The sequence below is a fragment of the Alcaligenes sp. NLF5-7 genome, assembly GCF_024266725.1.
Lineage (GTDB): Bacteria > Pseudomonadota > Gammaproteobacteria > Burkholderiales > Burkholderiaceae_B > Alcaligenes > Alcaligenes phenolicus.
Genome location: NZ_CP100755.1, coordinates 2,699,123 through 2,721,033, shown reverse-complemented (window position 1 = coordinate 2,721,033; position 21,911 = coordinate 2,699,123). Strand labels below are relative to the sequence as shown.

General features: G+C 56.5%; 24 protein-coding genes and 1 rRNA gene. 13 read left to right on the top strand and 12 right to left on the bottom strand.

All coding sequences use genetic code 11. The features are described from left to right. The first annotated feature begins 34 nt into the window (after nt 1-34). Nucleotides 35-424 carry a thioredoxin family protein gene (locus MID00_RS12510; protein WP_009460093.1) on the top strand — a complete coding sequence of 130 codons (390 nt, stop codon included), beginning with the start codon at nt 35-37 and terminating at the stop codon, nt 422-424. Here the strand turns inward: MID00_RS12510 and MID00_RS12505 are convergent. The 3 genes from MID00_RS12505 to MID00_RS12495 form a co-directional block, all read right to left on the bottom strand. Further along, nucleotides 404-1,780: a DEAD/DEAH box helicase gene (locus tag MID00_RS12505; protein WP_080748056.1), complete on the bottom strand. Its 1,377-nt coding sequence runs from the start codon at nt 1,778-1,780 to the stop codon at nt 404-406. The genes MID00_RS12510 and MID00_RS12505 overlap by 21 nt on opposite strands. 113 nt (nt 1,781-1,893) lie before the next feature. Further along, nucleotides 1,894-2,229, bottom strand: coding sequence for an AzlD domain-containing protein (locus tag MID00_RS12500; protein WP_009460095.1), 336 nt, complete (start codon nt 2,227-2,229; stop codon nt 1,894-1,896). Continuing rightward, nucleotides 2,229-2,915 carry an AzlC family ABC transporter permease gene (locus MID00_RS12495; protein WP_009460096.1) on the bottom strand — a complete coding sequence of 229 codons (687 nt, stop codon included), beginning with the start codon at nt 2,913-2,915 and terminating at the stop codon, nt 2,229-2,231. The genes MID00_RS12500 and MID00_RS12495 overlap by 1 nt, the downstream gene beginning before the upstream one ends. A gap of 285 nt (nt 2,916-3,200) precedes the next feature. Here MID00_RS12495 and MID00_RS12490 point away from each other — a divergent pair, with 285 nt between their 5' ends. Both MID00_RS12490 and MID00_RS12485 read left to right on the top strand, forming a co-directional pair. Further along, nucleotides 3,201-3,413, top strand: a complete 213-nt coding sequence (locus MID00_RS12490) for a zinc-finger domain-containing protein (RefSeq protein ID WP_254498899.1) — start codon at nt 3,201-3,203, stop codon at nt 3,411-3,413. Nucleotides 3,414-3,479: 66 nt separating this feature from the next. Next, on the top strand, nt 3,480-4,610 hold the full coding sequence (locus MID00_RS12485) for a YheT family hydrolase (RefSeq protein WP_009460098.1): 1,131 nt from the start codon (nt 3,480-3,482) through the stop codon (nt 4,608-4,610). A 28-nt stretch (nt 4,611-4,638) separates the two neighbouring features. Here MID00_RS12485 and MID00_RS12480 read toward each other — a convergent pair whose 3' ends face one another. The 4 genes from MID00_RS12480 to MID00_RS12465 all read right to left on the bottom strand — a co-directional run bounded on the left by MID00_RS12480 (nt 4,639) and on the right by MID00_RS12465 (nt 8,163). Then, nucleotides 4,639-6,132 (bottom strand): M48 family metalloprotease, encoded by a 1,494-nt coding sequence (locus MID00_RS12480; protein WP_250756014.1) that lies wholly within the window; start codon nt 6,130-6,132, stop codon nt 4,639-4,641. A 17-nt stretch (nt 6,133-6,149) separates the two neighbouring features. Then, entirely contained in the window at nt 6,150-7,004 is an 855-nt protein-coding gene (locus MID00_RS12475) for a cytochrome c oxidase assembly protein (protein WP_250756015.1), read from the bottom strand. Between the two features lie 33 nt (nt 7,005-7,037). Then, nucleotides 7,038-7,373 carry a hypothetical protein gene (locus MID00_RS12470; protein ID WP_003803097.1) on the bottom strand — a complete coding sequence of 112 codons (336 nt, stop codon included), beginning with the start codon at nt 7,371-7,373 and terminating at the stop codon, nt 7,038-7,040. Between the two features lie 340 nt (nt 7,374-7,713). Further along, a complete protein-coding gene (locus MID00_RS12465) occupies nt 7,714-8,163 on the bottom strand; it encodes a hypothetical protein (protein ID WP_021446960.1) in 450 nt (149 codons plus the stop codon). A 126-nt stretch (nt 8,164-8,289) separates the two neighbouring features. Between MID00_RS12465 and MID00_RS12460 the strand changes: the two genes are divergently transcribed. The 6 genes from MID00_RS12460 (at nt 8,290) to ruvA (ending at nt 13,603) form a co-directional block, all read left to right on the top strand. Beyond that, nucleotides 8,290-9,450, top strand: a complete 1,161-nt coding sequence (locus MID00_RS12460; protein ID WP_254498898.1) for an FAD-dependent monooxygenase — start codon at nt 8,290-8,292, stop codon at nt 9,448-9,450. A 96-nt stretch (nt 9,451-9,546) separates the two neighbouring features. Further along, the gene (dusB, locus tag MID00_RS12455; RefSeq protein ID WP_035271912.1) at nt 9,547-10,542 is read left to right on the top strand and encodes a tRNA dihydrouridine synthase DusB; all 996 of its coding nucleotides are present in this window, start codon (nt 9,547-9,549) and stop codon (nt 10,540-10,542) included. A 55-nt stretch (nt 10,543-10,597) separates the two neighbouring features. Beyond that, a complete protein-coding gene (locus MID00_RS12450; RefSeq protein ID WP_003803089.1) occupies nt 10,598-10,837 on the top strand; it encodes a helix-turn-helix domain-containing protein in 240 nt (79 codons plus the stop codon). 26 nt (nt 10,838-10,863) lie between these two features. Beyond that, nucleotides 10,864-12,456, top strand: a complete 1,593-nt coding sequence (gene purH, locus MID00_RS12445; protein WP_254498897.1) for a bifunctional phosphoribosylaminoimidazolecarboxamide formyltransferase/IMP cyclohydrolase — start codon at nt 10,864-10,866, stop codon at nt 12,454-12,456. A 1-nt stretch (nt 12,457) separates the two neighbouring features. After that, nucleotides 12,458-13,003 carry a crossover junction endodeoxyribonuclease RuvC gene (gene ruvC / locus MID00_RS12440; RefSeq protein WP_009459794.1) on the top strand — a complete coding sequence of 182 codons (546 nt, stop codon included), beginning with the start codon at nt 12,458-12,460 and terminating at the stop codon, nt 13,001-13,003. Nucleotides 13,004-13,021: 18 nt separating this feature from the next. Then, nucleotides 13,022-13,603: a Holliday junction branch migration protein RuvA gene (gene ruvA, locus MID00_RS12435; RefSeq protein WP_009459792.1), complete on the top strand. Its 582-nt coding sequence runs from the start codon at nt 13,022-13,024 to the stop codon at nt 13,601-13,603. 72 nt (nt 13,604-13,675) lie between these two features. Here ruvA and MID00_RS12430 read toward each other — a convergent pair whose 3' ends face one another. Next, nucleotides 13,676-14,635 carry a threo-3-hydroxy-L-aspartate ammonia-lyase gene (locus MID00_RS12430; RefSeq protein WP_009459790.1) on the bottom strand — a complete coding sequence of 320 codons (960 nt, stop codon included), beginning with the start codon at nt 14,633-14,635 and terminating at the stop codon, nt 13,676-13,678. A gap of 201 nt (nt 14,636-14,836) precedes the next feature. Between MID00_RS12430 and ruvB the strand changes: the two genes are divergently transcribed. Further along, a complete protein-coding gene (ruvB, locus tag MID00_RS12425) occupies nt 14,837-15,907 on the top strand; it encodes a Holliday junction branch migration DNA helicase RuvB (protein WP_003803078.1) in 1,071 nt (356 codons plus the stop codon). Between the two features lie 4 nt (nt 15,908-15,911). On the opposite strand, the gene MID00_RS12420 is transcribed toward ruvB, so the two are convergent. Further along, a complete protein-coding gene (locus MID00_RS12420; RefSeq protein WP_250756018.1) occupies nt 15,912-16,712 on the bottom strand; it encodes a hypothetical protein in 801 nt (266 codons plus the stop codon). Between the two features lie 87 nt (nt 16,713-16,799). Further along, complete coding sequence (pyrC, locus tag MID00_RS12415; RefSeq protein ID WP_021446964.1) at nt 16,800-17,858, bottom strand: dihydroorotase; 1,059 nt, start codon at nt 17,856-17,858, stop codon at nt 16,800-16,802. A gap of 318 nt (nt 17,859-18,176) precedes the next feature. Here pyrC and MID00_RS12410 point away from each other — a divergent pair, with 318 nt between their 5' ends. The 3 genes from MID00_RS12410 (at nt 18,177) to MID00_RS12400 (ending at nt 20,605) form a co-directional block, all read left to right on the top strand. Next, entirely contained in the window at nt 18,177-18,455 is a 279-nt protein-coding gene (locus tag MID00_RS12410) for an SWIB/MDM2 domain-containing protein (protein WP_009459783.1), read from the top strand. A gap of 107 nt (nt 18,456-18,562) precedes the next feature. Then, nucleotides 18,563-20,008 carry a deoxyribodipyrimidine photo-lyase gene (locus MID00_RS12405; RefSeq protein ID WP_254498896.1) on the top strand — a complete coding sequence of 482 codons (1,446 nt, stop codon included), beginning with the start codon at nt 18,563-18,565 and terminating at the stop codon, nt 20,006-20,008. An 18-nt stretch (nt 20,009-20,026) separates the two neighbouring features. After that, nucleotides 20,027-20,605, top strand: coding sequence for a hypothetical protein (locus tag MID00_RS12400; RefSeq protein WP_250756020.1), 579 nt, complete (start codon nt 20,027-20,029; stop codon nt 20,603-20,605). A gap of 191 nt (nt 20,606-20,796) precedes the next feature. Here MID00_RS12400 and MID00_RS12395 read toward each other — a convergent pair whose 3' ends face one another. Together MID00_RS12395 and rrf are read right to left on the bottom strand one after the other, a co-directional pair. Next, nucleotides 20,797-21,162 (bottom strand): hypothetical protein, encoded by a 366-nt coding sequence (locus MID00_RS12395; protein ID WP_009459779.1) that lies wholly within the window; start codon nt 21,160-21,162, stop codon nt 20,797-20,799. A gap of 600 nt (nt 21,163-21,762) precedes the next feature. Then, nucleotides 21,763-21,875, bottom strand: a 5S ribosomal RNA gene (rrf, locus tag MID00_RS12390). Between the last annotated feature and the right edge of the window lie 36 nt (nt 21,876-21,911).

Genomic DNA, 21,911 nt, shown 5'->3' with positions numbered 1-21,911 from the left:
AGACACAGTCGCTTCTTTTTGTCTGTATGAAATTATGGCCTTGTTCAACGCCCAACACGATCTGACCGCCCTGGCGGCCCACCTGCAAGCCGAACCCGATGCTTTGTTGATTGCCTGTTTCTGCGCCGAATGGTGCAAAACCTGTCAGCAGTATCAACCCGCTTTTGAGGCTTTGGCCACACAGTTTCCCCAGGCTTGCCTGATCTGGATTGATATTGAAGAGCAGCCCGAGCTAGTGGGCGATGAAGATATTGAAGATTTCCCCACGCTGCTGATCCAGAACGAAAATGGGACCGTTTTCTACGGTCCCATGCTGCCTCATATCGAACATCTGGAGCGTCTGGTGCACAGCATCTCCGAACGCAGCCCGGTCGTTGATGCCGGGCCTGGGGATTTGCGCGCCTTAGTAGCGGCCGCCGCCTAACAGCACACCCACCGAACGCTTGCGCGTTGTATTGGAAGGAGTCGTCACCGCTGGCTTGGGCGCAGCAGCGGTCGATGGCTCGTAAGGCTTGAGGAAAAATTCATCCACGGGTGGCGTGTTCGACTGATACGAACGACGCTCGCCACGCTCGTGACGGTTGGAACCGGAACGGGACGAGGAGGCAGCCGCTGGCAGATCCAGCTTCAGACGTGGCACAGCCGTGCCAATCAGCTTCTCAATTTCTTGCAGCAAATGCTCTTCATCAGGAGCCATCAGGGCAATGGCTTCACCCGAGGCGCCAGCACGACCAGTACGGCCAATACGGTGCACGTAGTCTTCAGCGTTGTACGGCAAGTCCACGTTGATCACGCAAGGCATACCGGCCACGTCCAGACCGCGGGCGGCCACATCAGTTGCTACCAACACATCCACACTGCCGCTCTTGAAGGCGTCCAGTACCTTCATGCGCTCCAGCTGGCTTTTATTGCCGTGGATGGATTCCGCCTTGATGCCTTCACGCTCCAGATAGCGGGCCAGTTGACCAGCACCAATCTTGGTATTGGAAAAGACGATAGTCTGGGTCAGCTTCTTGGTCTTGATCAGATGCGCCACGGCACGACGCTTCTCGTCCGCCGACATGGGATACACCACCTGGGTGACTGTCGATGCGGTCGCGTTACGGGCAGCCACTTCGATCTCGACCGGATCATTCAGGAAGTTGCGGGCCAGCTTGCGGATTTCCTTGCTGAACGTCGCCGAGAACAACAGGCCCTGACGATTCTTGGGCAGCAAGGACACAATACGGTCCAGATCGGGCAGGAAGCCCATATCCAGCATGCGATCAGCTTCATCCAGCACCAGAATGCTGACCTGGCTCAAGTTGATCGTGCGCTGATCAATGTGATCAAGCAGACGACCTGGGGTGGCGATGACAATTTCAACACCACGGCGCAGGGCTTCTTTTTGCGGACCAATATCCACACCACCGAACACCACCGTCGAGCGCAAGGGGACCGATTTGCTGTAGAGCGCAATGCTCTCGGCCACCTGGTCGGCCAGCTCGCGTGTTGGTGTCAACACCAAAGCCCGCACCGGGTGGCGGGCGGGCGAAGCGCTGGTCGTGGCGTGCGCCATCAGACGATTCAGGATAGGCAAGGAAAAGGCTGCCGTCTTACCTGTACCCGTCTGGGCTGCCCCCATGACATCACGGCCGGCCAGCACCACGGGAATCGCCTCGGCCTGAATAGGCGTAGGCTTGGAATATCCCGCCTCGGTAACGGCGCTTAATATTCCAGGGTGCAGACCGAAATCAGCAAACGTAAGGTCATTGGGGGTCGAAGGAGTTTTATCTGTCATGTACGCAAAAAGTCGGCTTGCCACCAGTGGCAAGCATTTGTAACAATCCTATTTTAACTTATGCCCGCCTGCCTCACAGCAGTCACGGGCATGTCAGTACTCGGGTCAGGATTTTATGGCATCACGGCACGTATCAGCCAGAACGCCACCATCCCGGCCACGATTACCCAAACAGCGTTACGGGTACGGATGAACACCAGCACAGCCACCAGGCTGGCCAGAGCTTTAATATCCAATCGGGGGGTGTCGCCGTAAGCCCAAGGCAAAAGTTCCGGGATAATGATTGCTGCCAGAGCAGCTACCGGAGCAAAGCGCAAGGCGCGCCGCATACGTTCGGTCAGGGGCAGCAAATCACCAAACATGAAATAGCCGGAGCGGGTGAGCAAGCTGCACAACACCAACAGGGCGATTGCACCCAAAACGTACCAATCATACTGCCAATCGCTCATCACCGTGCATCCCTATGCCGTTGCAGTTGTTCTGCCGCCACGCCAGCCAGCACTCCGCCAAGCACCGCTGCCACCAGCCCCAAACGCAGGGGCAGCGCCTGTCCGACCCATGCAATCACGCTGGCCGTAATCAAACAGGCCCACATGGCACGGTTGTTGACCAAGGGAATCAGGAGCGCCAGCAGGGCCAGAATGGCCGCAAACTCCAGCGACCAGGAAGGCGGCACATAGGCACTGAGCACAATGCCTGACAAGGAGGCAATCTGCCAGCTTAGCCAACCAGGCAGGATGATTCCCAGGTAATACCAAAGATGCTCGCGAGAGCCGCGCTCTTTGGAGTCGCCATACTTGGACATGAACAGCACAAACACCATGTCACTGGTGATATAGCCCAGGCCCAGGCGTTTCTTCCAGCTCAGATGACGAAAAAAAGGCTGCAAGGCCGCTCCAAAAATAATGAAGCGAATATTGACGATGAACCCGGCAGTGAAAATCAACCACAAGGGCGCGTGGGACTCGATCAGCGGCAAGGCCGTCAGCTGGGCCGAGCCCGCATACACAAACAAGGTCATCAAGGTGGCTTCAAACCCGCTCAAGCCGGACTTGACCATGGCCACGCCCGTTACAAAGCCCCAGACCACAGTGGCAATCAAGGCGGGAATGAAGTCGATGAAACCGGCGCGCATGTGTACACGATCCTGTGCACTAGGCAACAAGGCCGATAATCTTGTGATGGCTGACACGCCGTCTCCTGAGATGTGCTGCCCGCAAGCTGTAAACAGCGGCGGCAGCTTTGCTTATGATTTTTCTTATTCTAGAAGCAAAACCGAGGCACGAACATCTTGCTCTGTTGATAAGGTCAAGAAAAAACAGGCCGGGTCTTGCTACAATCGCTAGTCTACGCACGTAAAGTTCGGCACCGCCGTTGCGTGCACGGTATTCTTACCTCTCTCATTGTTATCAGGAACCTTATGAGCGCCGCTATCGAACCTAAAAAAGCAGATCACGAACTGATTATGGTCGGAGCCGACGATCTGCCCGTGCACTGCCCCCGTCCAGGTGGCACACTGTGGAACATGCACCCCCGCGTGTATATCGATATCAGCAAGACCGGCGAAGCCGCTTGCCCTTACTGTGGTGCCCGCTACCGCCTGAAAGAAGGCGAGAAAGTTAACGGTCATTAATTTCTGAATCTGGCTTCGTTGGACCCCACTGCTCCCCCCTCTGGCAATGCGATAGAGCCGGGCCCTGTGCCCGGAGCTGACGCGCAACCCTGGCGTCATGCCGATACGGTTGCCCGTCTGGATGCCAGCGCCTGCCCCCTGCCCGCCTGGTTACCTGGCGGACACATACAGACCATTCATGGGGCATTTTTTGCCCGCCATCACCATATCGCCTTTGTCCGTCAAAGGATTGATACACCCGATGGCGACTTCCTGGACCTGGACTGGACCGGGCCTGGCCTGTTTGCCGACAAGCTGGCCAACGGTGCCACCGCCCAACCCGACGCCCACTTATCCCGCACCGCCGCCCGTCGCTGGATGCAACCCCAGGATTGGGACAGCCTGCCCAGCACGGCCGATACCCATGCCCTGGTTCTGTTTCATGGGCTGGAAGGCAGCAGCCGCAGCCATTACATCCAGGCAATCGCCCAGTACTTCCGCGCCCGTGGCTGGATTGTGGTGGTCGCTCATTTCCGGGGCTGCTCGGGCTTCCCGAATCGCATGGCACGCGCCTATTACTCGGGTGACTCGGAAGAAATCAGCTTTATCCTGAATACGGTTCGAGGCCATCTGCCCAATGTGCGCTGGCACGTAGCCGGCACCTCGCTGGGCGGCAATGCCATGCTCAAATATTTGGGGGAAGCGGGTGATGAAGTGTCCTGGTTGCAGGCATGTGCATCCATTTCGGTACCACTGGATCTGGTCGCTTGCGGCCGCTACCTGTCCGAATCCCGAATGGGCCGCTGGTTTTACTCGCCCTATTTTCTGAAAAGCATGCGCAGCAAGCTGCAGGACAAGACCCACCGTTTTCCAGGCATGGTCGATACTGCCCGCTTGAATCAGGCCCGCACCATACGCGACTTCGACGACATTTATACCGCGCCCATGCACGGCTTCAGCCATGCGCTGGATTACTGGACGCGCGCATCCAGCAAGCCTTTGCTGCGCAATATCAAAATCCCTACGCTCGTTTTGAATGCTCGCAACGATCCTTTCGTGCCGCATGCCAGCTTGCCGACCATTCAGGACTGCTCGGACTCCATCCTGCTGCATCAACCTGCCGAAGGCGGGCACGTCGGTTTCATCACGGGCAGCATCCCCGGCAATATGGGTTGGTTACCCGCAAGACTGGCCCGCTTCTTTGAAACCAATAGCTAAGATTGGCTAAAGCGGGCCTGCGGGCTCATCAGGAGCGGAAACGCTCCAGCAAGATACGCTCACTTTCCACACGTTCACGCAATTGACGAATCTGCGTATCCAGCTCGGATTGCTGATAGAAGTCCTGGGTCAAATTGCGGGCCTGCTGCAATTGCTCCACAGCGGTAGGCAGAGCCCCCACTAATTGATAGTACTCAGCCATGGTACGTCGGGCCTTTACACCGTCGCCCAAACGATCATAGGTTTGTGCCAGCAACTGATGCAGCTGGGGTTCATCAGGCCATTGCTTGATACGCTCCATCAAGAAAGCCTGCGCCTGATCGTTTTGCCCCAATTGCTGCAAAACCTGCACATAAGCCAAAGCCACGCCTTGGCTCTTGGGCCAACGCTGCCAGGCCTGCTTGGCCAAATTCAAAGCACCTTGCACATCTCGATCGGCAATCGCAATGCGTATACCCAGGGTATCCAGCTCCGGAGCCTGGAATTTGCCCTGTCCCCGCGCTTCGGTCAGATGCGCACGAGCCTGTTCATAATCCTGACGGCCTTGCGCAATATAGGCCAGACCGTATTGCGCCGCAGAGCGCTCCAGATCACTTTGTGACTGGTTCGTGCTTTGCAGCGCCTGCTCCAGAACACGCAAGGACTGCCCACCCCCAGCCTGCATCACCATCAACTTCGCACGGATATACCAGAACGAAGGGGTGTCCTGATAATTACTGGCTGGCAGACCGCGCACCCGGTTACTGATGTCCGATTCACGCTGCTGAGACATGGGGTGAGTGCTGGCGTACTCATTGGCTGTCGCGCGCTCATTCAGACGCGAAGCCGCGGCCAGACGCTGAAACATCTGCACCATGCCTTGTGGCTCATAACCAGCCTTGAGCAGCATCTCGAAACCGACGCGGTCAGCTTCTTGCTCGGCCTGACGAGAAAAACCCAGCTGCCTATCCACGGCCGCTGCTTGTCCGAAAGCAGCCGCCCCCATCGCCAGGTCACCACTGCCCGCCAGGGCCCCCAACAAGGCTCCGGCCAGAGCAGCAATCAGCAAATGGTTGCTTTGCGCACTTTGGGTAATACCGCGAGCCACGTGACGTTGCGCTACGTGGGCAATTTCGTGAGCCAGCACCGAGGCCAATTCGGACTCGGACTGTGAAGCCGTGAACAGCCCGCTATGAATACCGATATAGCCACCGGGCAAGGCGAAGGCGTTGATGCTGCTATCACGCAGGGCAAATACCGTCACTGGCTGCGCCATGGCAGGACCGTACTGGGCCAGCTTGCGGCCCATATCCGTCAAATACTGATTGATATCCGGGTCCGAGACATAGTCGGGTGAACGCCTGCCCTGCTCCATGATGGCATTGCCCAAAGTCCGCTCCAAAGCCGGAGACAACTCGGCACCCGAAGCTGCTCCCATTGAAGGGATGCCCACAGGCTGCGCCTGCACAGGCAACACTGAACCGAAAGCCAGCGACAAAGCCAGGCATAGAGAAAGCGCGGAACGGGCGGGTTTAAACTGCATGGATACTCCCGACAAAATCAATTGGCCCTGACCATCATAGCGCTTGTCCGCTTGCGAGATTCTGGCAAACGGTGACGCGCTGACAGGCGCATCAAGGTGCCCAAGGCATACAAAAGGCCAAACACTTCAACCAGACCGGCCAGCACCCACATAATCAGGCCACCCATGACCTGATCAGCCAGCGCATCCATACCCGGAATGGCACGACCGCATAAATCGAAAATCGGATAAAGGTCGTATTCAGTAAATGTGATGACGGCGCCCACAATCATCTGCGGCACCATCGTAATAACCGGCGAAAGTATACGCCCACCCACCGACAGCCGGGCCGGTGGTGAAGGCCGACGATCCAGAATCAGGTTCCAGTACATGATCCCGCTGATGACCACAGACCAATTCATCAAACGGTACAAACGCCAGTCCAGCATGGAATAGAACTGCACCGTAGGCAGCATCCAGATCAGGACCAGGAAAACAAACAGAAAGGCGACCAGTATCGGGTTGGTCAGGACAGCCTGAACACGTCGGCCACTGGGTCGGCGCAACCATTGAGCCAAAGCCCGCCGCCAGCTCAACGGCAGCCCCGCACGCAAGGTTTGACCGGGATAGGCACCCATCAGGAACAAGGGGCCCAGATGATGCAAGATCAAATGCTGGGCCCGATGGATGAAGAACATGCGCTCGGCGTAATAGTCCAGGCGCGTGTGCAAGGAAAGGTAGAGGAGAATCAGGCCAATCCAGAAGAAGGACTGGCGCAAAAGATTGGGGCGGTGTACTTGCCGCCCCCGGACGTACAAAGCGATGACCAGCAAGAAGGTCAAAAGCAGAACAGGAGAAAACTCCCAAGGTGTCAGCCAGTCGAGCAAGGACATAGCAGCGCCATCCGCAACAAATCCAGTTGCGGTTTAGTTTATAGCAATACGCTCCCGCCCTGCCCACTTCACATTCAGCACACCGGGATAATCCCGAATCAGTCGGGCACGCTGCATCAGTTCTGCACGCAGCTCAGGCGGGCAAGTCAAGGTCACGCACGCCGTATCGTGCGTATCGGAATGGTCTACCTGCACATTGGCCACGCGGATGCCCGCGGTATTCAGGTCCGAGTAAATACGACGCCGGATCTGGGCCAGATCGCCACGAGGGCAGACAACCGTCAAACGGGAGACGGACAAAGGGGCACGAGCACGCAGGGCAGAAGCCTGGATGCCGGCACGGCGCAAAAAGAGATCGAAAATACGCATACATTCCCCCTATTGCACATAAAAGTTGCAACACATCAGGATTCAGAAAGCCAAAGGCTTTCCAGAGAATGAAATGGCGGGGAATTTGAGGCAGCAGAACAGCCGCCTGAGACACCACGCCCTGAAATTTCCAGGACGCGGCAAGCTGTGAAGGAATCAGCGGGCCTGAACGCGCCTGGACATAGATAGGTCGAACATAGATCGACTAGCACTGTCGCCGGGGTCGGGATTCACCACACAGCTCCTATAAAACTAAAGAACCCGTATTGTAACGTGCGCAAGCCCTCGCCACAAGGGCAGGCCTGTGAAAAACCTTTACTTTACAAGGCACTTGATGTGTTTAATACACAGACAGATCCAGCCAGCCCATATAACGATAAAAGGCCATGATGATGTGTACCAGCCAGAACAGGCTGATATTGGCAAAGGCAACCGTCGAGACCACCGCTGTCAGGACGCTGGGCCAGCCATGCTGATTGTGTTGCTCGCTTTGGGGGTTGTAGAGCGCGTCAAATTTTTCGGGGCTACGCAGCGCCAGAATCACGGCCTCGATAATCCCGGCACTGACCGGCAAGATCAGCAAATTGGGGAATAACGAATCCAGCCCCTGCTGAAACATCAGCGTTCCCAGAATGGCCAGGCTGGTAAACATCAAAGGGACATACCAAAAACGTCTGCCCAGATAGCGGTGCTGTGCGCCCACCACACCTAATAGAAGAGACAGCCACGCAGCGGTGACTTTATGGCGAAAAGGTTTGGTCTGTTCAAATGACAAAGTCTGCTGAGACATGCAGGGCATCCAATCCGGGCTTGTGCTGCCAGCCATTGCGCACAGCTGTCATTTGCTTAAAGCCAATTTGACAGCCACCTTCCCGTACAATACCTGAATTACTTCCTTGCCGTCATGAGGTCCCCCATGAATGCCACCGACTACGACATCGCCATTTGTGGCGCCGGTCCCGTAGGCGCATCTTTGGCGCTAATGCTGGTTGCCCAGCACCCAAGCCCGTCACGCATTGCCGTTCTGGGGAAAAACTTCAATCTGGCCAGTACCGAACATGCCCAGGGCGATCCACGCACCCTGGCCCTCAATCACGGCAGCCGTCGCCTGATTCTGAATCAGCTCAAAGCCTGGCCCGAGCGCGCCGCCCTGATGCGCACCGTGCATGTTTCCCAAAAAGGACGTCTGGGCCGTTGTCTGATTCAAGCCGACGAACTGGGTGTACCTGACCTTGGCGCCGTGGTTCATTACGATGATTTGCTCTGGGCCCTGCATGCCCGGCTCCGGGACAGCGGCGTCACGCTGCTGCCCGCTCAGGAGGCCCGTACCCACTCCGCCCCCAAACAGATTCTGGTCGACCACGATGCGGGTCAAGCCACAGCCTTGATTGCCGTACAGTGTGATGGCGTCCGCCCTACCGGCGTGCGACGCGATTATGGTCAACATGCCTTGTTGACGACGGTGCGCGCCAGCCAGCCTCAAACCGGCTGGGCCTACGAGCGCTTCACCGAGCACGGCCCCTTTGCAGCTCTGCCCCACCCTGACGCTCCCGATCTATATGCCATCGTCTGGTGCAATAGCCCGGAACGCAGCCAATCCTTGGCCGAGCTGCCTGTTCAAGAGTTCCAGGCCGCCATGCTGCAAGCCTTTGGAGAGCGCCTGGGACATCTGGAGCTGGTGTCCAAGCGTCACATCTTCCCGCTTGCCTTTCATGCTGGCCCCAGTCGCTTGTCCGAACGCCTGCTGGCAGTAGGCAATGCCGCCCAGACCTTGCACCCGGTTGCCGGTCAGGGTCTGAACCTGGGCTTGCGTGATGTCGCACAATTGTCACAGTGTCTGGCCGCCTGGCAAGCTGATTGCAGCCAGAACCCCGATCCCTTTTTGGCCCGCTATGCCCGTTTGCGTCGCCCAGATCGCTGGTTGACCGCTGCCATCACCGACACCTTGCCGCGTCTGTTCGCCACCAGGAATCCATTGATCCAGCATGCATGTGGTCTGGGACTGTTGGCCATGGACACCCTGCCCTTCGCCCGGCAGCCATTTGCCCGGCAGCTGCTGCAAGGAATGCGCGCCTAGGCCCACCTGCGTTACAGGCCCCGATGCGGGGCCACCCCTTATTCTTCTTGTAAGTCCTTGCCCACGAACCCGTGTCGCAGGGTTAAAATCTTCCCCATGCGTATCGGCCCCTGGACCCTTCCTAACCCTATTTTCATTGCCCCCATGGCTGGAGTCACAGACAGACCTTACCGTCGTCTGTGCAAGACGCTGGGCGCCGGTTATGCCGTCTCGGAAATGGCCGCCAGCAACAAGCGCTTATGGGACAGTGTGAAAACGTCACGACGCTTGAATCACGAAGGTGAAGCGGATCCGGTCGCTGTACAGATTGCCGGTTCAGACCCTGAAATGATGGCCGAAGCCGCTGTGTTCAATATCGGCAAAGGTGCTCGCATCATTGATATCAATATGGGTTGCCCGGCCAAAAAAGTCTGTAACGTGGCCTCGGGTTCCGCCCTCTTGCGTGACGAGCCACGCATCATTGAAATCCTTGAACACGTTGTCAAGGCATGTACTCCCTACCAGGTTCCGGTTACACTCAAGACCCGCACCGGCTGGGATGCGCAATCGCGCAATGCTGTTCGTATTGCCCGCTTGGCCGAGGATATCGGCATCGCCGCTTTGACTCTGCATGGCCGCACCCGCTGCGACTTCTACCAGGGCCACGCCGAATACGACACCATACGCGAAGTCAAAAACAGCCTCTCTATTCCGGTCATCGCCAATGGGGATATCGATAGTCCCGAAAAGGCAAAATTCGTACTAGAGTACACCGGAGCGGATGCCGTCATGATCGGTCGAGCCGCGCAAGGACGACCCTGGATTTTCCGGGAAATCCTGCATTACCTCGAACATGGCGAACATCGTGCAGCCCCCACCTTCGGCGAACTGCGCGATTGCATGATCGAACACCTGCAAGACCATTACGCTTTCTATGGGCAGCACACTGGAGTACGTACTGCCCGCAAGCATATAGGCTGGTATTTGTCGGATATGCCGGACTCCCGACACTGGCTGGACCAGATTAATCGTATCGAAAACTGTGCAGATCAATTAGAAGCCATTACTCACTGGTTTCAAGAATGCGACCTGGACCAGCCCTACCTGCAATAACAGACAGCTGTGTGGCTCTTTTGTATTTAAGTACTACGTATACCTTCAGAAAAAAATGTCAACGACCAACCCACTAGAACAGTCCGTACGTGAACGCCTCGAACGCTACTTCGCCGATCTGGGCGAATCCGAGCCACGCGATCTGTTGTCGATGGTCATCTCCTGCGTGGAACGGCCTGTCCTGCAAGTTGCCCTGGAGAAATCCGCGGGCAACCAATCCAAGGCCGCAGAAATGCTGGGCATCACGCGTAGTACTTTGCGCAAGAAGCTCAGTGCCCACAATCTGCAACCCTGATTCCTAACTCTCAAGTCTCACCTTCCATGAAAATCCAGACAGCTCTTCTCTCTGTCTCCGACAAAACCGGTATTGTCGAATTTGCCCAAGCACTCGTCAAACGCGGAGTGCGGCTTTTATCCACTGGTGGCACCGCCAAGCTGCTGGCCCAAGCTGGCCTGACAGTTACCGAAGTGGCCCAGCACACCGGTTCGCCAGAAATTCTGGATGGCCGTGTCAAAACACTGCATCCAAAAATTCACGGTGGCCTGCTGGCGCGTCGCGACAGCGCCGAACATTTGAAGACTCTGGAAGAGCACGGCATTGACCGTATCGATCTGCTGGTCGTCAACCTCTACCCTTTCCGTGAAACCATTGCCAAGCCGGGTTGCACCTTTGCCGATGCGGTAGAGAACATTGATATTGGTGGCCCCGCCATGTTGCGCGCTGCTGCCAAGAACCACGGCACGCCTGAAGGCGGCGCCTGTGTGGTAATTGACCCTGTCGATTACGAACGCGTACTGGCTGATATGGATGGCCCTGCTGGTCACCCTTCTTACGGCCTGCGTCTGGAACTGGCCGCCAAGGTTTACGCCCACACCGCCGCTTACGACGGTGCTATTGCGGCTTACCTCACCAGCCTGGCTCAGGCCGAGCCTGCCCAGGACAGCGCCCCCGAAGTGAACACCTGGCCCAATGTGCTGACCATTCAGCTCAAACAGGAACAGACTCTGCGCTACGGCGAGAACCCGCATCAAAGCGCGGCTTTCTACACAGACGGCACCATTGGCGAAGGTCTGCTGGGTCGCTATAAGCAGCTGCAGGGCAAGGAACTGTCCTACAACAATATTGCTGACGCCGATGCCGCTTGGGAATGTGTACGCAGCTTTGACGCGGGCGCTTGCGTCATCGTCAAGCACGCCAATCCTTGCGGTGTCGCTCTGGGCGAAACCGCCGAGGAATCCTATCGCAAAGCGTTCCAAACTGACCCGACGTCGGCCTTTGGCGGCATTATTGCCTTCAACCGTGAAGTGGACGAAGCCGCTGCCCAGGCGATCAGCAGCCAGTTTGTAGAAGTGCTGCTGGCACCTTCCTACACGCAAGGTGCTCTGGACGTGTTTGCCGCGAAAAAGAACGTGCGCGTGCTGAGCATTCAGCCCGGTCAGGCTCACAACGCTTTCGACGTGAAACGTGTCGGCGGCGGCTGGTTGGTGCAAACGCCCGACACCTTCCGCGACAACACCGAAGCCTTCAAGGTCGTGACGCAAGTACAACCTACCGCCCAGCAAATGCAAGACATGCTGTTTGCCTGGAACGTGGCCAAGTACGTGAAATCCAACGCCATTGTGTTCTGCGGTCAGGGCATGACCCTGGGTGTGGGCGCTGGTCAGATGAGCCGTGTGGACTCTGCCCGCATCGCCTCCATCAAGGCTGAAAACGCTGGCTTGACCCTGCAGGGTTCGGCTGTTGCGTCCGACGCTTTCTTCCCCTTCCGTGATGGTCTGGATGTAGTTGCCGAAGCAGGCGCCACCTGCGTGATTCAACCCGGCGGCAGCGTGCGTGATGACGAAGTCATTGCCGCCGCCAACGAGCGTGGTATTGCCATGGTCTTGACCGGCACACGCCACTTCCGTCACTAATATGCGAATCCTGGGCATAGACCCTGGCTTGCGTCGCACTGGTTTCGGAGTGATCGACGCCCAGGGGCCCAGCTTGCGCTATGTGGCCAGCGGGACCATCGTGGTCCCGCCTGATCTGCCTCTGGCAGAGCGGCTAAAGCTGATTCTGACTCATATCACTGAAGTGATTGAGCAAAGCAAGCCCGATACCTCTGCCATCGAAAAAGTCTTTGTCAACAGCAACCCTGCCTCCACCCTTTTGCTGGGGCAGGCACGGGGCGCCGCTTTGTGTGCGTTGGCCGTAGGCGGGCTGGATGTACATGAATACACAGCGTTGCAGATCAAGAAAACCGTCACCGGCAGCGGCCATGCTGCCAAAGAACAAATCCAGCTGATGGTCCAGCGGCTCTTGCAGCTGAACGGCCTGCCCGCACCGGACTCGGCCGATGCCCTGGCCTGCGCCATCAGTCATGCTCATCACAGCAGTGTGGTGGGCGGCCTGCAAAAAGGCGGAGCCATCACCACCGGGCCGCGCCGTCGCATTCGCGCTGGCCGGATCTTGGGTTAACTCTCCAGAAGGAACGTCATGATAGGTCGCATCCGGGGTACCTTGATCGAAAAACAACCGCCTACCATCTGTGTGGATGTGGGTGGGGTCGGTTATGAAATCGATGTCCCCATGAGTACGCTCTACCAAATGCCAGAGCTGGGCGCACAGGTCAATCTGTTCACCCATCTGGCTATTCGTGAAGATGCTCACGTGCTGTTTGGCTTTTCCAGCCTGAACGAGCGCAGCACTTTCAAGGCACTGATCAAAGTTACGGGCATTGGTGCCCGCACCGCCCTGTCCTTGCTCTCGGGCATGAGTGCAGAAGAACTGGCTGATGCCATTACGCGCCAGGAAACGTCCCGTCTGGTCAAGATTCCGGGCATAGGCAAGAAAACAGCCGAGCGTCTTTTACTGGAACTGCGTGGCAAGCTGGGTGCAGACCTGGGCAGCGGCGGTACAGTCAGCGCCGCTCCCAATAGCCGGGATGATGTGCTGCACGCTTTGGAAGCATTGGGCTACTCCAACAAGGAAGCCAGTGTTGCTGTCAAAGCCTTGCCAGATGATATTGATGTGTCAGAAGGGATCAAGCAAGCGCTGAAATCGCTGTCACGCGCTTGAGACGACACTGCTATGTATAAAAAATCGGGCCGTTCATATGAACGGCCCGATTTTTAAAAACTATTCCATTTATCAAGCGAGCAGACGCCCCAAGGCGGATACATCCACATTCCCGCCACTGATGAGTACGCCAACCTTGCGGCCTTGCAAATCACCCTGACGCATTACCGCCGCGGCACCCAAGCAACCTGTAGGCTCCACAACCATCTTCATGCGTTCCGCAAAGAAACGCATGGCCTGAACCAGCTCGGTATCAGGCACCGTCAAAATATCTGTGACCATGCTGCGAATCAGCTCAAACGTCATGGGCGCCAAAGCTTGGGTCAGCGCCCCATCAGCAATCGATGCAGGCGGAGCAATCTTGACGATCTCCCCACTACGCAGGGACTGCTGGGCATCATCCCCAGCCTGCGGCTCAACACCAAAGACTTCACAAGCCGGTGCCATAGCCTTGGCGGCCAGCAAACAGCCCGACAGCAAGCCACCGCCCCCTAATGGAACATAGAACTGCTGCAAGTCCGGCACTTCCTGAAGCAGCTCCAGTGCCGCCGTTCCCTGCCCCGCGATCACATCAGGATGCGCAAAGGGAGGAATCAAGGTCAGCCCTTCACGCTCGACCAGCTCTTGTGCAATTTGGGCACGATCTTGGGTCAAGCGATCGTACTCGATCACTTTGGCACCGTAGCCACGCGTTGCGGCCAATTTGGCAGCCGGAGCATCCGAATTCATGATGATGGTGGCCGGTATCCCCAAGAGCTTGGCCGACAGGGCTACAGCTTGCGCATGATTGCCCGAGGAAAAAGCGACGACCCCTGCTTTTTTCTGCTGCTCGTTCAACTGCGCCAGCGCATTGAAGCCACCGCGAAACTTGAAAGCACCAATACGCTGAAAGTTCTCGCACTTGAAGTAGACTTCGCCATTCAGGCGCTCGTTCAAGGTTGCGGAAGTCAAGACCGGTGTGCGGTGTGCCACAGGCGCCAAGCGTTCAGCGGCGGCTACAACATCAGCAAAATCAGGTAATTCCAGGGACATGGCTAAAATCTCGATTAAAAACTCCAACCCACATTATGCGCGATGCCATGCGAAGCAGCCTAGCGCTGGCCGGACAAATCCAGCCTGGCTGCTACGGATGACCGATTTGCCCGCGCACTCCATGAACACTGCCATGTGCCCTGATACTCAGGCGGTGGGTGCTTGGTGTACCATACTGTATATTCAATCAGCGTAGTCATCATGGCCATACATTCCGATTCGCTCTCCAGCCTGCCTTCTGAACAGCGCATCATTACGCCCAAACCCTTGTCACCCAACGAAGAGTCCATCGAACGCGCCTTGCGACCCAAGATGCTGGAGGACTATGTCGGGCAAGCTCGGGCGCGCGAACAGCTGGAAATCTTTATTGCGGCTGCTCGCCAACGCCAGGAAGCGCTGGACCACGTTTTGCTGTTTGGCCCTCCCGGTTTGGGTAAAACCACGCTGGCCCACATCATTGCCCATGAAATGGGCGTGAACCTGCGCCAGACTTCCGGCCCCGTGCTGGAGCGCCCCGGTGATCTGGCCGCCTTGCTGACAAACCTGGAACCTAACGACGTCCTGTTTATTGACGAGATCCATCGCCTGTCTCCCGTCGTCGAAGAAATTCTGTATCCGGCACTGGAAGACTTTCAAATTGACATTCTTATTGGCGAAGGCCCGGCAGCGCGCAGCGTCAAACTGGATTTGCAGCCCTTCACCCTGGTCGGTGCCACGACTCGTGCCGGCATGTTGACTAACCCCTTGCGTGACCGTTTTGGCATTGTGTCCCGCCTGGAGTTTTATGACGTCAAAGACCTGACGCATATCGTGGCTCGCAGTGCCGGGCTACTGAATGTCAGCACGACGGATGAAGGCACCTACGAAATTGCCCGCCGCTCGCGTGGCACCCCGCGTATTGCCAACCGACTTCTGCGCCGAGTACGCGATTACGCCGAAGTCAAAACCGGCGGCATCATCCATACCGAATGCGCACAAGCCGCCCTGTCCATGCTGGAAGTGGACCCACAAGGCCTGGATTTGATGGACAGAAAATTGCTGGAGGCCATCGTGCATAAATTCGACGGTGGCCCGGTTGGGGTAGACAGCCTGGCGGCAGCCATTGGTGAAGAACGCGACACGATCGAAGATGTGATCGAACCCTATCTGATCCAGCATGGTTTTTTGCAACGCACCCCAAGAGGCCGCATTGCTACCCTGAACACCTGGCGTCACCTGGGGCTCACGCCGCCACGCAACACACAGGGTCAGGATCTGTTCGACGCAGAATAAGCGCTTAGCCCCGGCGAGCCCAGGGGCGGAACACCAACAGCAAGGTAATCGCAATCGACACGGCGGCAGCCAACAGCAAGGCTGTCAGCCAGTGTAAATGCGTGAAGGTCAACGCCAGCGTGGTGCAAAACCCCGCCAGACTGCCTGTTCCCCACAAGGCCGAACGCAAAGTCGCGACCAAGCTGGCTGCCCCCAAGGTTTGGTGAATGGTCACGGCGACCACGGTGTAGCCAATGGGGAAAGCCATGATCAGCCCCGACAAGCTCGGCCCCAGCAAAGAGCTGCTGGTGGTCACGATAGCAACCAGAAGTCCTGCCAAAGCCCCTCTGAATATCAGCAAACCCCAACCCGCTTTTGCTTTGCTGGTCCCTTTCATGCCGGCCAGACGACGCGACACGCGCAAACTGAACGCAGTCACAGCAATAAACAAAGCCAGCCCCAACACAGGTTGCACAGGCATGAAGGACAAGAGCAAGGCGGCCACCGCCCAACCAGCGACCGCACACAATAAGGTGCGCCAAGGCGACAAAGTGGGAGCACAAACAATGATGAGCAGCAAAAACAGCTGAGTCGCACTAAGCGAATACACGGCATAGGTTGCCGCCTGCTGCACATAATCGGCGGGGAACTGCTGGGACAGAAAATAGAAGCCGGGGCCCAACACCATGGGCAAACCCGCCAGAGCACCACCAATCAATGGGCCAAATGCGCTCACTGACCACGACACCAGAACAACAACCAAAGCGGTGGCGGCCATGCGGACTGCCAAAGCAGACCACGCCACATCAAGAAAAGCAGTTTCCACGACGGTATCTCGCGGTGAAACCAGTTGTCCAGAGCAGCCTGACTCAGCGCTAGTAAAGACGCTGGAGCCAGGCGGCTTCTGTCATCCTTAGCTCACCACACTCCAGTCCAGGGCTTGACCGGCAGCCAGAGGAATCAATGGCTCACCGGCCATCTCCACAGACTCGGGGATCGTGAACTGGCTGCGCTGCAAGGTCATTGTTCCTTCATTGACGGGCAGGCCGTAGAAAGCAGGGCCATTCAAGCTGGCAAAGGCTTCCAGGCGATCCAGACGGCCAGCCTTGTCAAAAGCCGATGCGTACAGCTCCATCGCGTGCAGTGCGGTATAACAGCCCGCACAGCCACAACTTTGTTCTTTGCGGCTACGCGAGTGTGGTGCACTGTCTGTACCCAGGAAGAAACGATTGCTGTCGCTGGTGGCAGCATCAACCAGGGCCTGGCGATGCTTCTCGCGCTTCAAGACAGGCAAACAGTACCAGTGTGGCTGCAAACCGCCTTGGAACAAAGCATTACGGTTATAGAGCAAGTGATGGGCGGTGATGGTTGCGGCAACCGGGCCTTCCGCCTGGCTCACATAGGCAGCGCCCTCTGCCGTGGTCAGGTGCTCAAACACCACTTTCAGTTCGGGGAAGGCCTTGCGCATGGGGATCATCACACGCTCGATGAATACGGCTTCCCGGTCGAACAAGTCGATGCTGGGGTCTGTGACCTCTCCGTGCATCAGCAAAGGCATACCCGATTCCTGCATCTGGGCCAGCACCTTGGAACAGTTCTTCAACAAATCTGTCACGCCCGCGTCGGAGTTGGTGGTGGCACCGGCAGGATACAGCTTGACGCCATGCACAACTCCGCTTTCCTTGGCGCGGATAATTTCCTCTGGCTGAGTATTGTCGGTCAGGTACAAGGTCATCAAAGGCTCAAACTTGCCAGCGTACTCAGTTTTGGCCAAAGCGGCCAGGATACGCTCGCGGTAGGCCAGAGCCTGTGCCGTTGCGGTAACGGGCGGCGTCAGGTTGGGCATGACGATAGCCCGGTCAAATTGTGCCGCGGTATGGCCCAAGACCGATTCCAACACAGCGCCATCGCGCAGGTGCAAATGCCAATCATCAGGACGACGAATGACCAGGGTATCCACAGTAGGGCTCATATCTTTACTCAATATCAAACAAAGGCCCGTGCTTTGAACCGTCAATAAAGCAACAGGTGCCAAAATTGCCTTTCAGCAGGCCGAATCCATCATTATGCTACAGCTACCTGTGCTGCGCATGATTGGCACAGGAATCCCGAACCCAAATCCATAGTGCGTTGCAGCAGCCTGTAAACACTGGAAAATCTGCTTACAGACCCGCAAAGCTCTTGCTCACAAAGGGCTTGGACGTATAGGGAGTATCACGGTATGCTGACAGACAAGTCGTGCCCTAGCGCATAACCCGCCCCTTCAACTCGTTTCTCAGGAGTTCCGTTCATGGCCAGCACTGAAAAAAAGCCTGCTACCCGCAAACCCAATGCAGCCTTCATGAAACCACTCACTCCTAGCCCAACACTGGCTGCGGTGATTGGCTCTGGCGCGCTGCCGCGTACTGAAGTTACGAAGAAAATCTGGGAATACATCAAGAAACACGATCTCCAGGATCCCAAGAACCGTCGCAACATCAATGCCGACGCCAAGCTGCGCCCCTTGTTCGGCAAGGACCAGGTCTCCATGTTTGAACTGACCAAGCTGGTCAGCGCTCACCTGAAATAAGCACGGGGTGCCCAGGCACCTCTGGCAATATCGGGCCGCGCCGCTGAGCTTTCAGCCGCGGCCCTTTTTTCATTTGGCGGCATCAAGTCCGCTGCTTTCTCGTATTCATGTCGATTTCATTCTCTACCCCACCCGCTCAAATCCCACGCGCCTTGTGCTGGCTACGCCGTGATCTACGTTTGCACGATCATGCTGCCTTGCACCATGCCTTGAAAAGTGGTTTGCCTGTAGCCTGTGTGTTTGTCTTTGACAGCACCATCCTGCAATCCTTACCCGCCAATGATGTCCGACTGGCTTTTATCTACGACAGCCTGCTACAGGTTCAGGAGCAGCTGCGTCAAAATGGCAGTGATCTGATCACGGTTTATGGGGACCCTGTACAGAAAATTCCAGAATTGGCGATCAGCCTGAATGCAAAAACCGTCTATACAAACGAGGACTACGAGCCTGCGGCCATCACGCGGGATCGGGCTGTCAGCCATGCTCTATCCTCACAAGGCATGGAACTGCAGCTGTTCAAGGACCAGGTGATCTTTGCGCAGGATGAAATCCTGACCCAACAGAAACAGCCCTACACGGTTTTTACGCCCTACAAGCGCAATTGGCTGGCGCGTATCCAATCTGAAAATGTGCAAGCATACGACTGCTCGCAAGGCCAATGGGCCGCGCTGCCCGAGCAAGCCTTGCCTGGCTTGGAGCAACTGGGCTTTCAAGACGAGTCTCGCGCAAAACTGCTGAACCCCGCCGGTTGGCAAGGCGCCCAAACCTTGCTGGAAGAATTCGAACCCAGAATCCACGCTTACCAGGAGCGCCGAGACTTTCCAGCCAAACGAGGGGTGTCCTATCTGGCTCCCCATCTGCGCTTTGGAACCCTCTCTATCCGCCAAGCGGTATCTTTAGCTTGGCCCAGCGACTCCGAGGGCGCAGCAACATGGCTTAGCGAATTGATCTGGCGAGAGTTCTATCAGCAGTTCCTGTGGCATCACCCTGAAACGGCGACAGAGAGCTTCAAGCCCGCCTACAAGGATCTGCCCTTCCCTAATCGCGAAGACTGGTTCCAGGCCTGGAAAGAAGGCCGGACTGGCTACCCGATTGTGGATGCCGCCATGCGTCAATTGAACCAGTCAGGCTATATGCACAACCGGCTCCGTATGATCAGCGCTTCCTTTCTGGTGAAAGACTTGCTGATAGACTGGCGTTGGGGTGAACAATATTTCGCTCAGAAGCTGCTTGATTACGATATGGCTTCCAATGTGGGAGGCTGGCAATGGGCCGCCTCTACCGGATGCGATGCGCAGCCTTACTTTCGCATCTTTAATCCCATCACCCAATCGCGTAAATTTGATCCAGAGGGGCAATTCATACGACGCTATGTCCCTGAGCTGGCGTCTCTGGACAAGCAGGCCGTGCATGCCCCCTGGCAGGCCAAGCAGCTTCCTATCGAATTCAGGCTGGGACAGGATTACCCGGCCCCCATCGTGGATCACGACACACAACGGCATCTTGCTTTGGCGCTATTCAAGCAAGCAGGAGAGCAAGAGCAAACGGATTGAAATACCTTAAGGATATTTATGTCAGACAGCTCCCGACCACCACCTCCAGCCAGTACCCCGGTAATACTGCAAAACCTGCAAACCGCTCATCCTCAAGCACAAGTGGCTATCCTTGATTTCGGCTCCGATCACGCTGAAATAAGCATGGCTCATAAGGGTGTCCCTGTTCATACCGAGCACTTCCCGGAACTTAGTGGCGTCCAGCTCTTGGCAAGCTGTTTCGCAGACTCCAGCTCGCGCGCAGCGCAGTTGGAACATGCTATCGAGGTCGTGGAAGACGCGATCATGCCAGCCAGCCTGGATCTGCGTCAGTTCATGGTGTTTGCCGCTGGGGAGTTTGCTGAAGAGCTTGGCGTCTGGCTCACAGATGCCCAAGGCAGCGAGCAGCACACTCTTAATCGGGACATGATTGACGACCTGTTCACCCTGTATGCAGCAGCCAGCCAAGGAGCGGTCAGCCTGAAAATGATCAACGCGGGCTCTTTGGAAAATATCCATCAGCTGGTCAATAATCAAAACCTGGGTATTTATCTCTTGCTGCTGCGTGAGTGCCTGCATCATATGCATGTCGAACAGATCCACCTGCTGGCACCTTAAAGTCTTCCTCAACAGGGATAAGCGAAACGCACCGACCAAGGGCCTGAACCGGGGTGCATAGCCAAGCAGATGCTGGCCAAATCTGAGCAAGCCCAAGCAAAGCAACATCAAATAAAAAAAGGTGCTCATCTGAGCACCTTTTAAATATTTCTTTCTGGGCTACGCCAGAACACTACTGAAATGGGATCGCGTTAGTAGTCGTGGCCCAGAGCCTGACCACCTGCCAAAGCCAACCAGCCTTTAATCAGACGGTGGATGATCCATACCATGGCTACCAGAGCGGTTACCCAACCAATAAAGATGGTCGTCAGCAAAGCGCTCAACACCACCCACAACAGTCCCCACCAAAAAGTCTTGATGACCCAATCCAGATGGCTGGCATAAATAGTGCCCGATGCATCACCGCGTTTGACGTAAGCCAGAATCACAGCTGCTACAGCTGCAGCACCGAAGATACCTGCACTGATCATAGCCAAAGAAAACAAGCCATAGCAGATGTGCGTAATCTTGCGCAGCGACAAGCCTGGTTCAAGCTCGGGGCTAATGGGCTGATTCATTCGGTTCTCCTGAAACAAGCATTAACAATAACTATACCGAACTATTTTACCCATACTTTGAGCATTAACCGTATGACAGTGGCAGAGCTACCACCATCCAGGCAGAAGAAGCGGCGTATGAAATGCCGCTTCTATGATCCAGTCACGCTCTATGCAGTTACCGAAGAAACAAGCGCTATGCGGGCCACTCATAGAGCAGGCACCGCGCATGCCGATTAGCGTCACTATCCGGAGCAATCAGTAGCAGCAGAAGAAGAAGAAGAAGTGGTCTGTCGCCGCGTTTCAACAACAGACAGTCAGTACAGCAAGAGAGGAACGACCGACCACCCTACAGGTAAGCAGCGACGGATTGAACGCCAATCCTCTGGTGCCGGGACAGGATGCCAAGACCGACCTGCTAGGGTTGGGCCAATCGGCGTCGGTAAGAATAAGGAATACACGCAGCCCGGAACGGGCCAGGAGGGGTGGCGGTACGCCTGAACCGGGCGGTCCAGGGTCAGGCCTTCGAGCAATCCGAGACAGACCGGTAGCCTGCGCTTTTGTCGCCGCATAAAACAAAACCCCCGCAAGGGATGCTTGCGGGGGTTTTGAGGAATAAGAGCTTGACGATGACCTACTTTCACAGACGTCCGTCCACTATCATCGGCGCAAAGGCGTTTCACAGTCCTGTTCGGGATGGGAAGGTGTGGGACCACCTTGCTATGGTCGTCAAGCGTAACTGGTTGCCGAGTCGTCTTTTAAGGGACGCC

What these genes read in the sequence shown, in the direction of transcription:
- ruvC (WP_009459794.1), top strand. Translation starts at nt 12,458, where the DNA reads ATGCGAATCCTGGGCATAGACCCTGGCTTGCGTCGCACTGGTTTCGGA.
- ruvA (WP_009459792.1), top strand. Translation starts at nt 13,022, where the DNA reads ATGATAGGTCGCATCCGGGGTACCTTGATCGAAAAACAACCGCCTACC.
- dusB (WP_035271912.1), top strand. Translation starts at nt 9,547, where the DNA reads ATGCGTATCGGCCCCTGGACCCTTCCTAACCCTATTTTCATTGCCCCC.
- MID00_RS12400 (WP_250756020.1), top strand. Translation starts at nt 20,027, where the DNA reads ATGTCAGACAGCTCCCGACCACCACCTCCAGCCAGTACCCCGGTAATA.
- pyrC (WP_021446964.1), bottom strand. Translation starts at nt 17,858, where the DNA reads ATGAGCCCTACTGTGGATACCCTGGTCATTCGTCGTCCTGATGATTGG.
- MID00_RS12410 (WP_009459783.1), top strand. Translation starts at nt 18,177, where the DNA reads ATGGCCAGCACTGAAAAAAAGCCTGCTACCCGCAAACCCAATGCAGCC.
- purH (WP_254498897.1), top strand. Translation starts at nt 10,864, where the DNA reads ATGAAAATCCAGACAGCTCTTCTCTCTGTCTCCGACAAAACCGGTATT.
- MID00_RS12490 (WP_254498899.1), top strand. Translation starts at nt 3,201, where the DNA reads ATGAGCGCCGCTATCGAACCTAAAAAAGCAGATCACGAACTGATTATG.
- MID00_RS12475 (WP_250756015.1), bottom strand. Translation starts at nt 7,004, where the DNA reads ATGTCCTTGCTCGACTGGCTGACACCTTGGGAGTTTTCTCCTGTTCTG.
- MID00_RS12495 (WP_009460096.1), bottom strand. Translation starts at nt 2,915, where the DNA reads ATGCGCGCCGGTTTCATCGACTTCATTCCCGCCTTGATTGCCACTGTG.
- MID00_RS12500 (WP_009460095.1), bottom strand. Translation starts at nt 2,229, where the DNA reads ATGAGCGATTGGCAGTATGATTGGTACGTTTTGGGTGCAATCGCCCTG.
- MID00_RS12450 (WP_003803089.1), top strand. Translation starts at nt 10,598, where the DNA reads ATGTCAACGACCAACCCACTAGAACAGTCCGTACGTGAACGCCTCGAA.
- MID00_RS12510 (WP_009460093.1), top strand. Translation starts at nt 35, where the DNA reads ATGGCCTTGTTCAACGCCCAACACGATCTGACCGCCCTGGCGGCCCAC.
- MID00_RS12505 (WP_080748056.1), bottom strand. Translation starts at nt 1,780, where the DNA reads ATGACAGATAAAACTCCTTCGACCCCCAATGACCTTACGTTTGCTGAT.
- MID00_RS12405 (WP_254498896.1), top strand. Translation starts at nt 18,563, where the DNA reads ATGTCGATTTCATTCTCTACCCCACCCGCTCAAATCCCACGCGCCTTG.
- MID00_RS12480 (WP_250756014.1), bottom strand. Translation starts at nt 6,132, where the DNA reads ATGCAGTTTAAACCCGCCCGTTCCGCGCTTTCTCTATGCCTGGCTTTG.
- MID00_RS12460 (WP_254498898.1), top strand. Translation starts at nt 8,290, where the DNA reads ATGAATGCCACCGACTACGACATCGCCATTTGTGGCGCCGGTCCCGTA.
- MID00_RS12470 (WP_003803097.1), bottom strand. Translation starts at nt 7,373, where the DNA reads ATGCGTATTTTCGATCTCTTTTTGCGCCGTGCCGGCATCCAGGCTTCT.
- MID00_RS12395 (WP_009459779.1), bottom strand. Translation starts at nt 21,162, where the DNA reads ATGAATCAGCCCATTAGCCCCGAGCTTGAACCAGGCTTGTCGCTGCGC.
- MID00_RS12430 (WP_009459790.1), bottom strand. Translation starts at nt 14,635, where the DNA reads ATGTCCCTGGAATTACCTGATTTTGCTGATGTTGTAGCCGCCGCTGAA.
- MID00_RS12465 (WP_021446960.1), bottom strand. Translation starts at nt 8,163, where the DNA reads ATGTCTCAGCAGACTTTGTCATTTGAACAGACCAAACCTTTTCGCCAT.
- ruvB (WP_003803078.1), top strand. Translation starts at nt 14,837, where the DNA reads ATGGCCATACATTCCGATTCGCTCTCCAGCCTGCCTTCTGAACAGCGC.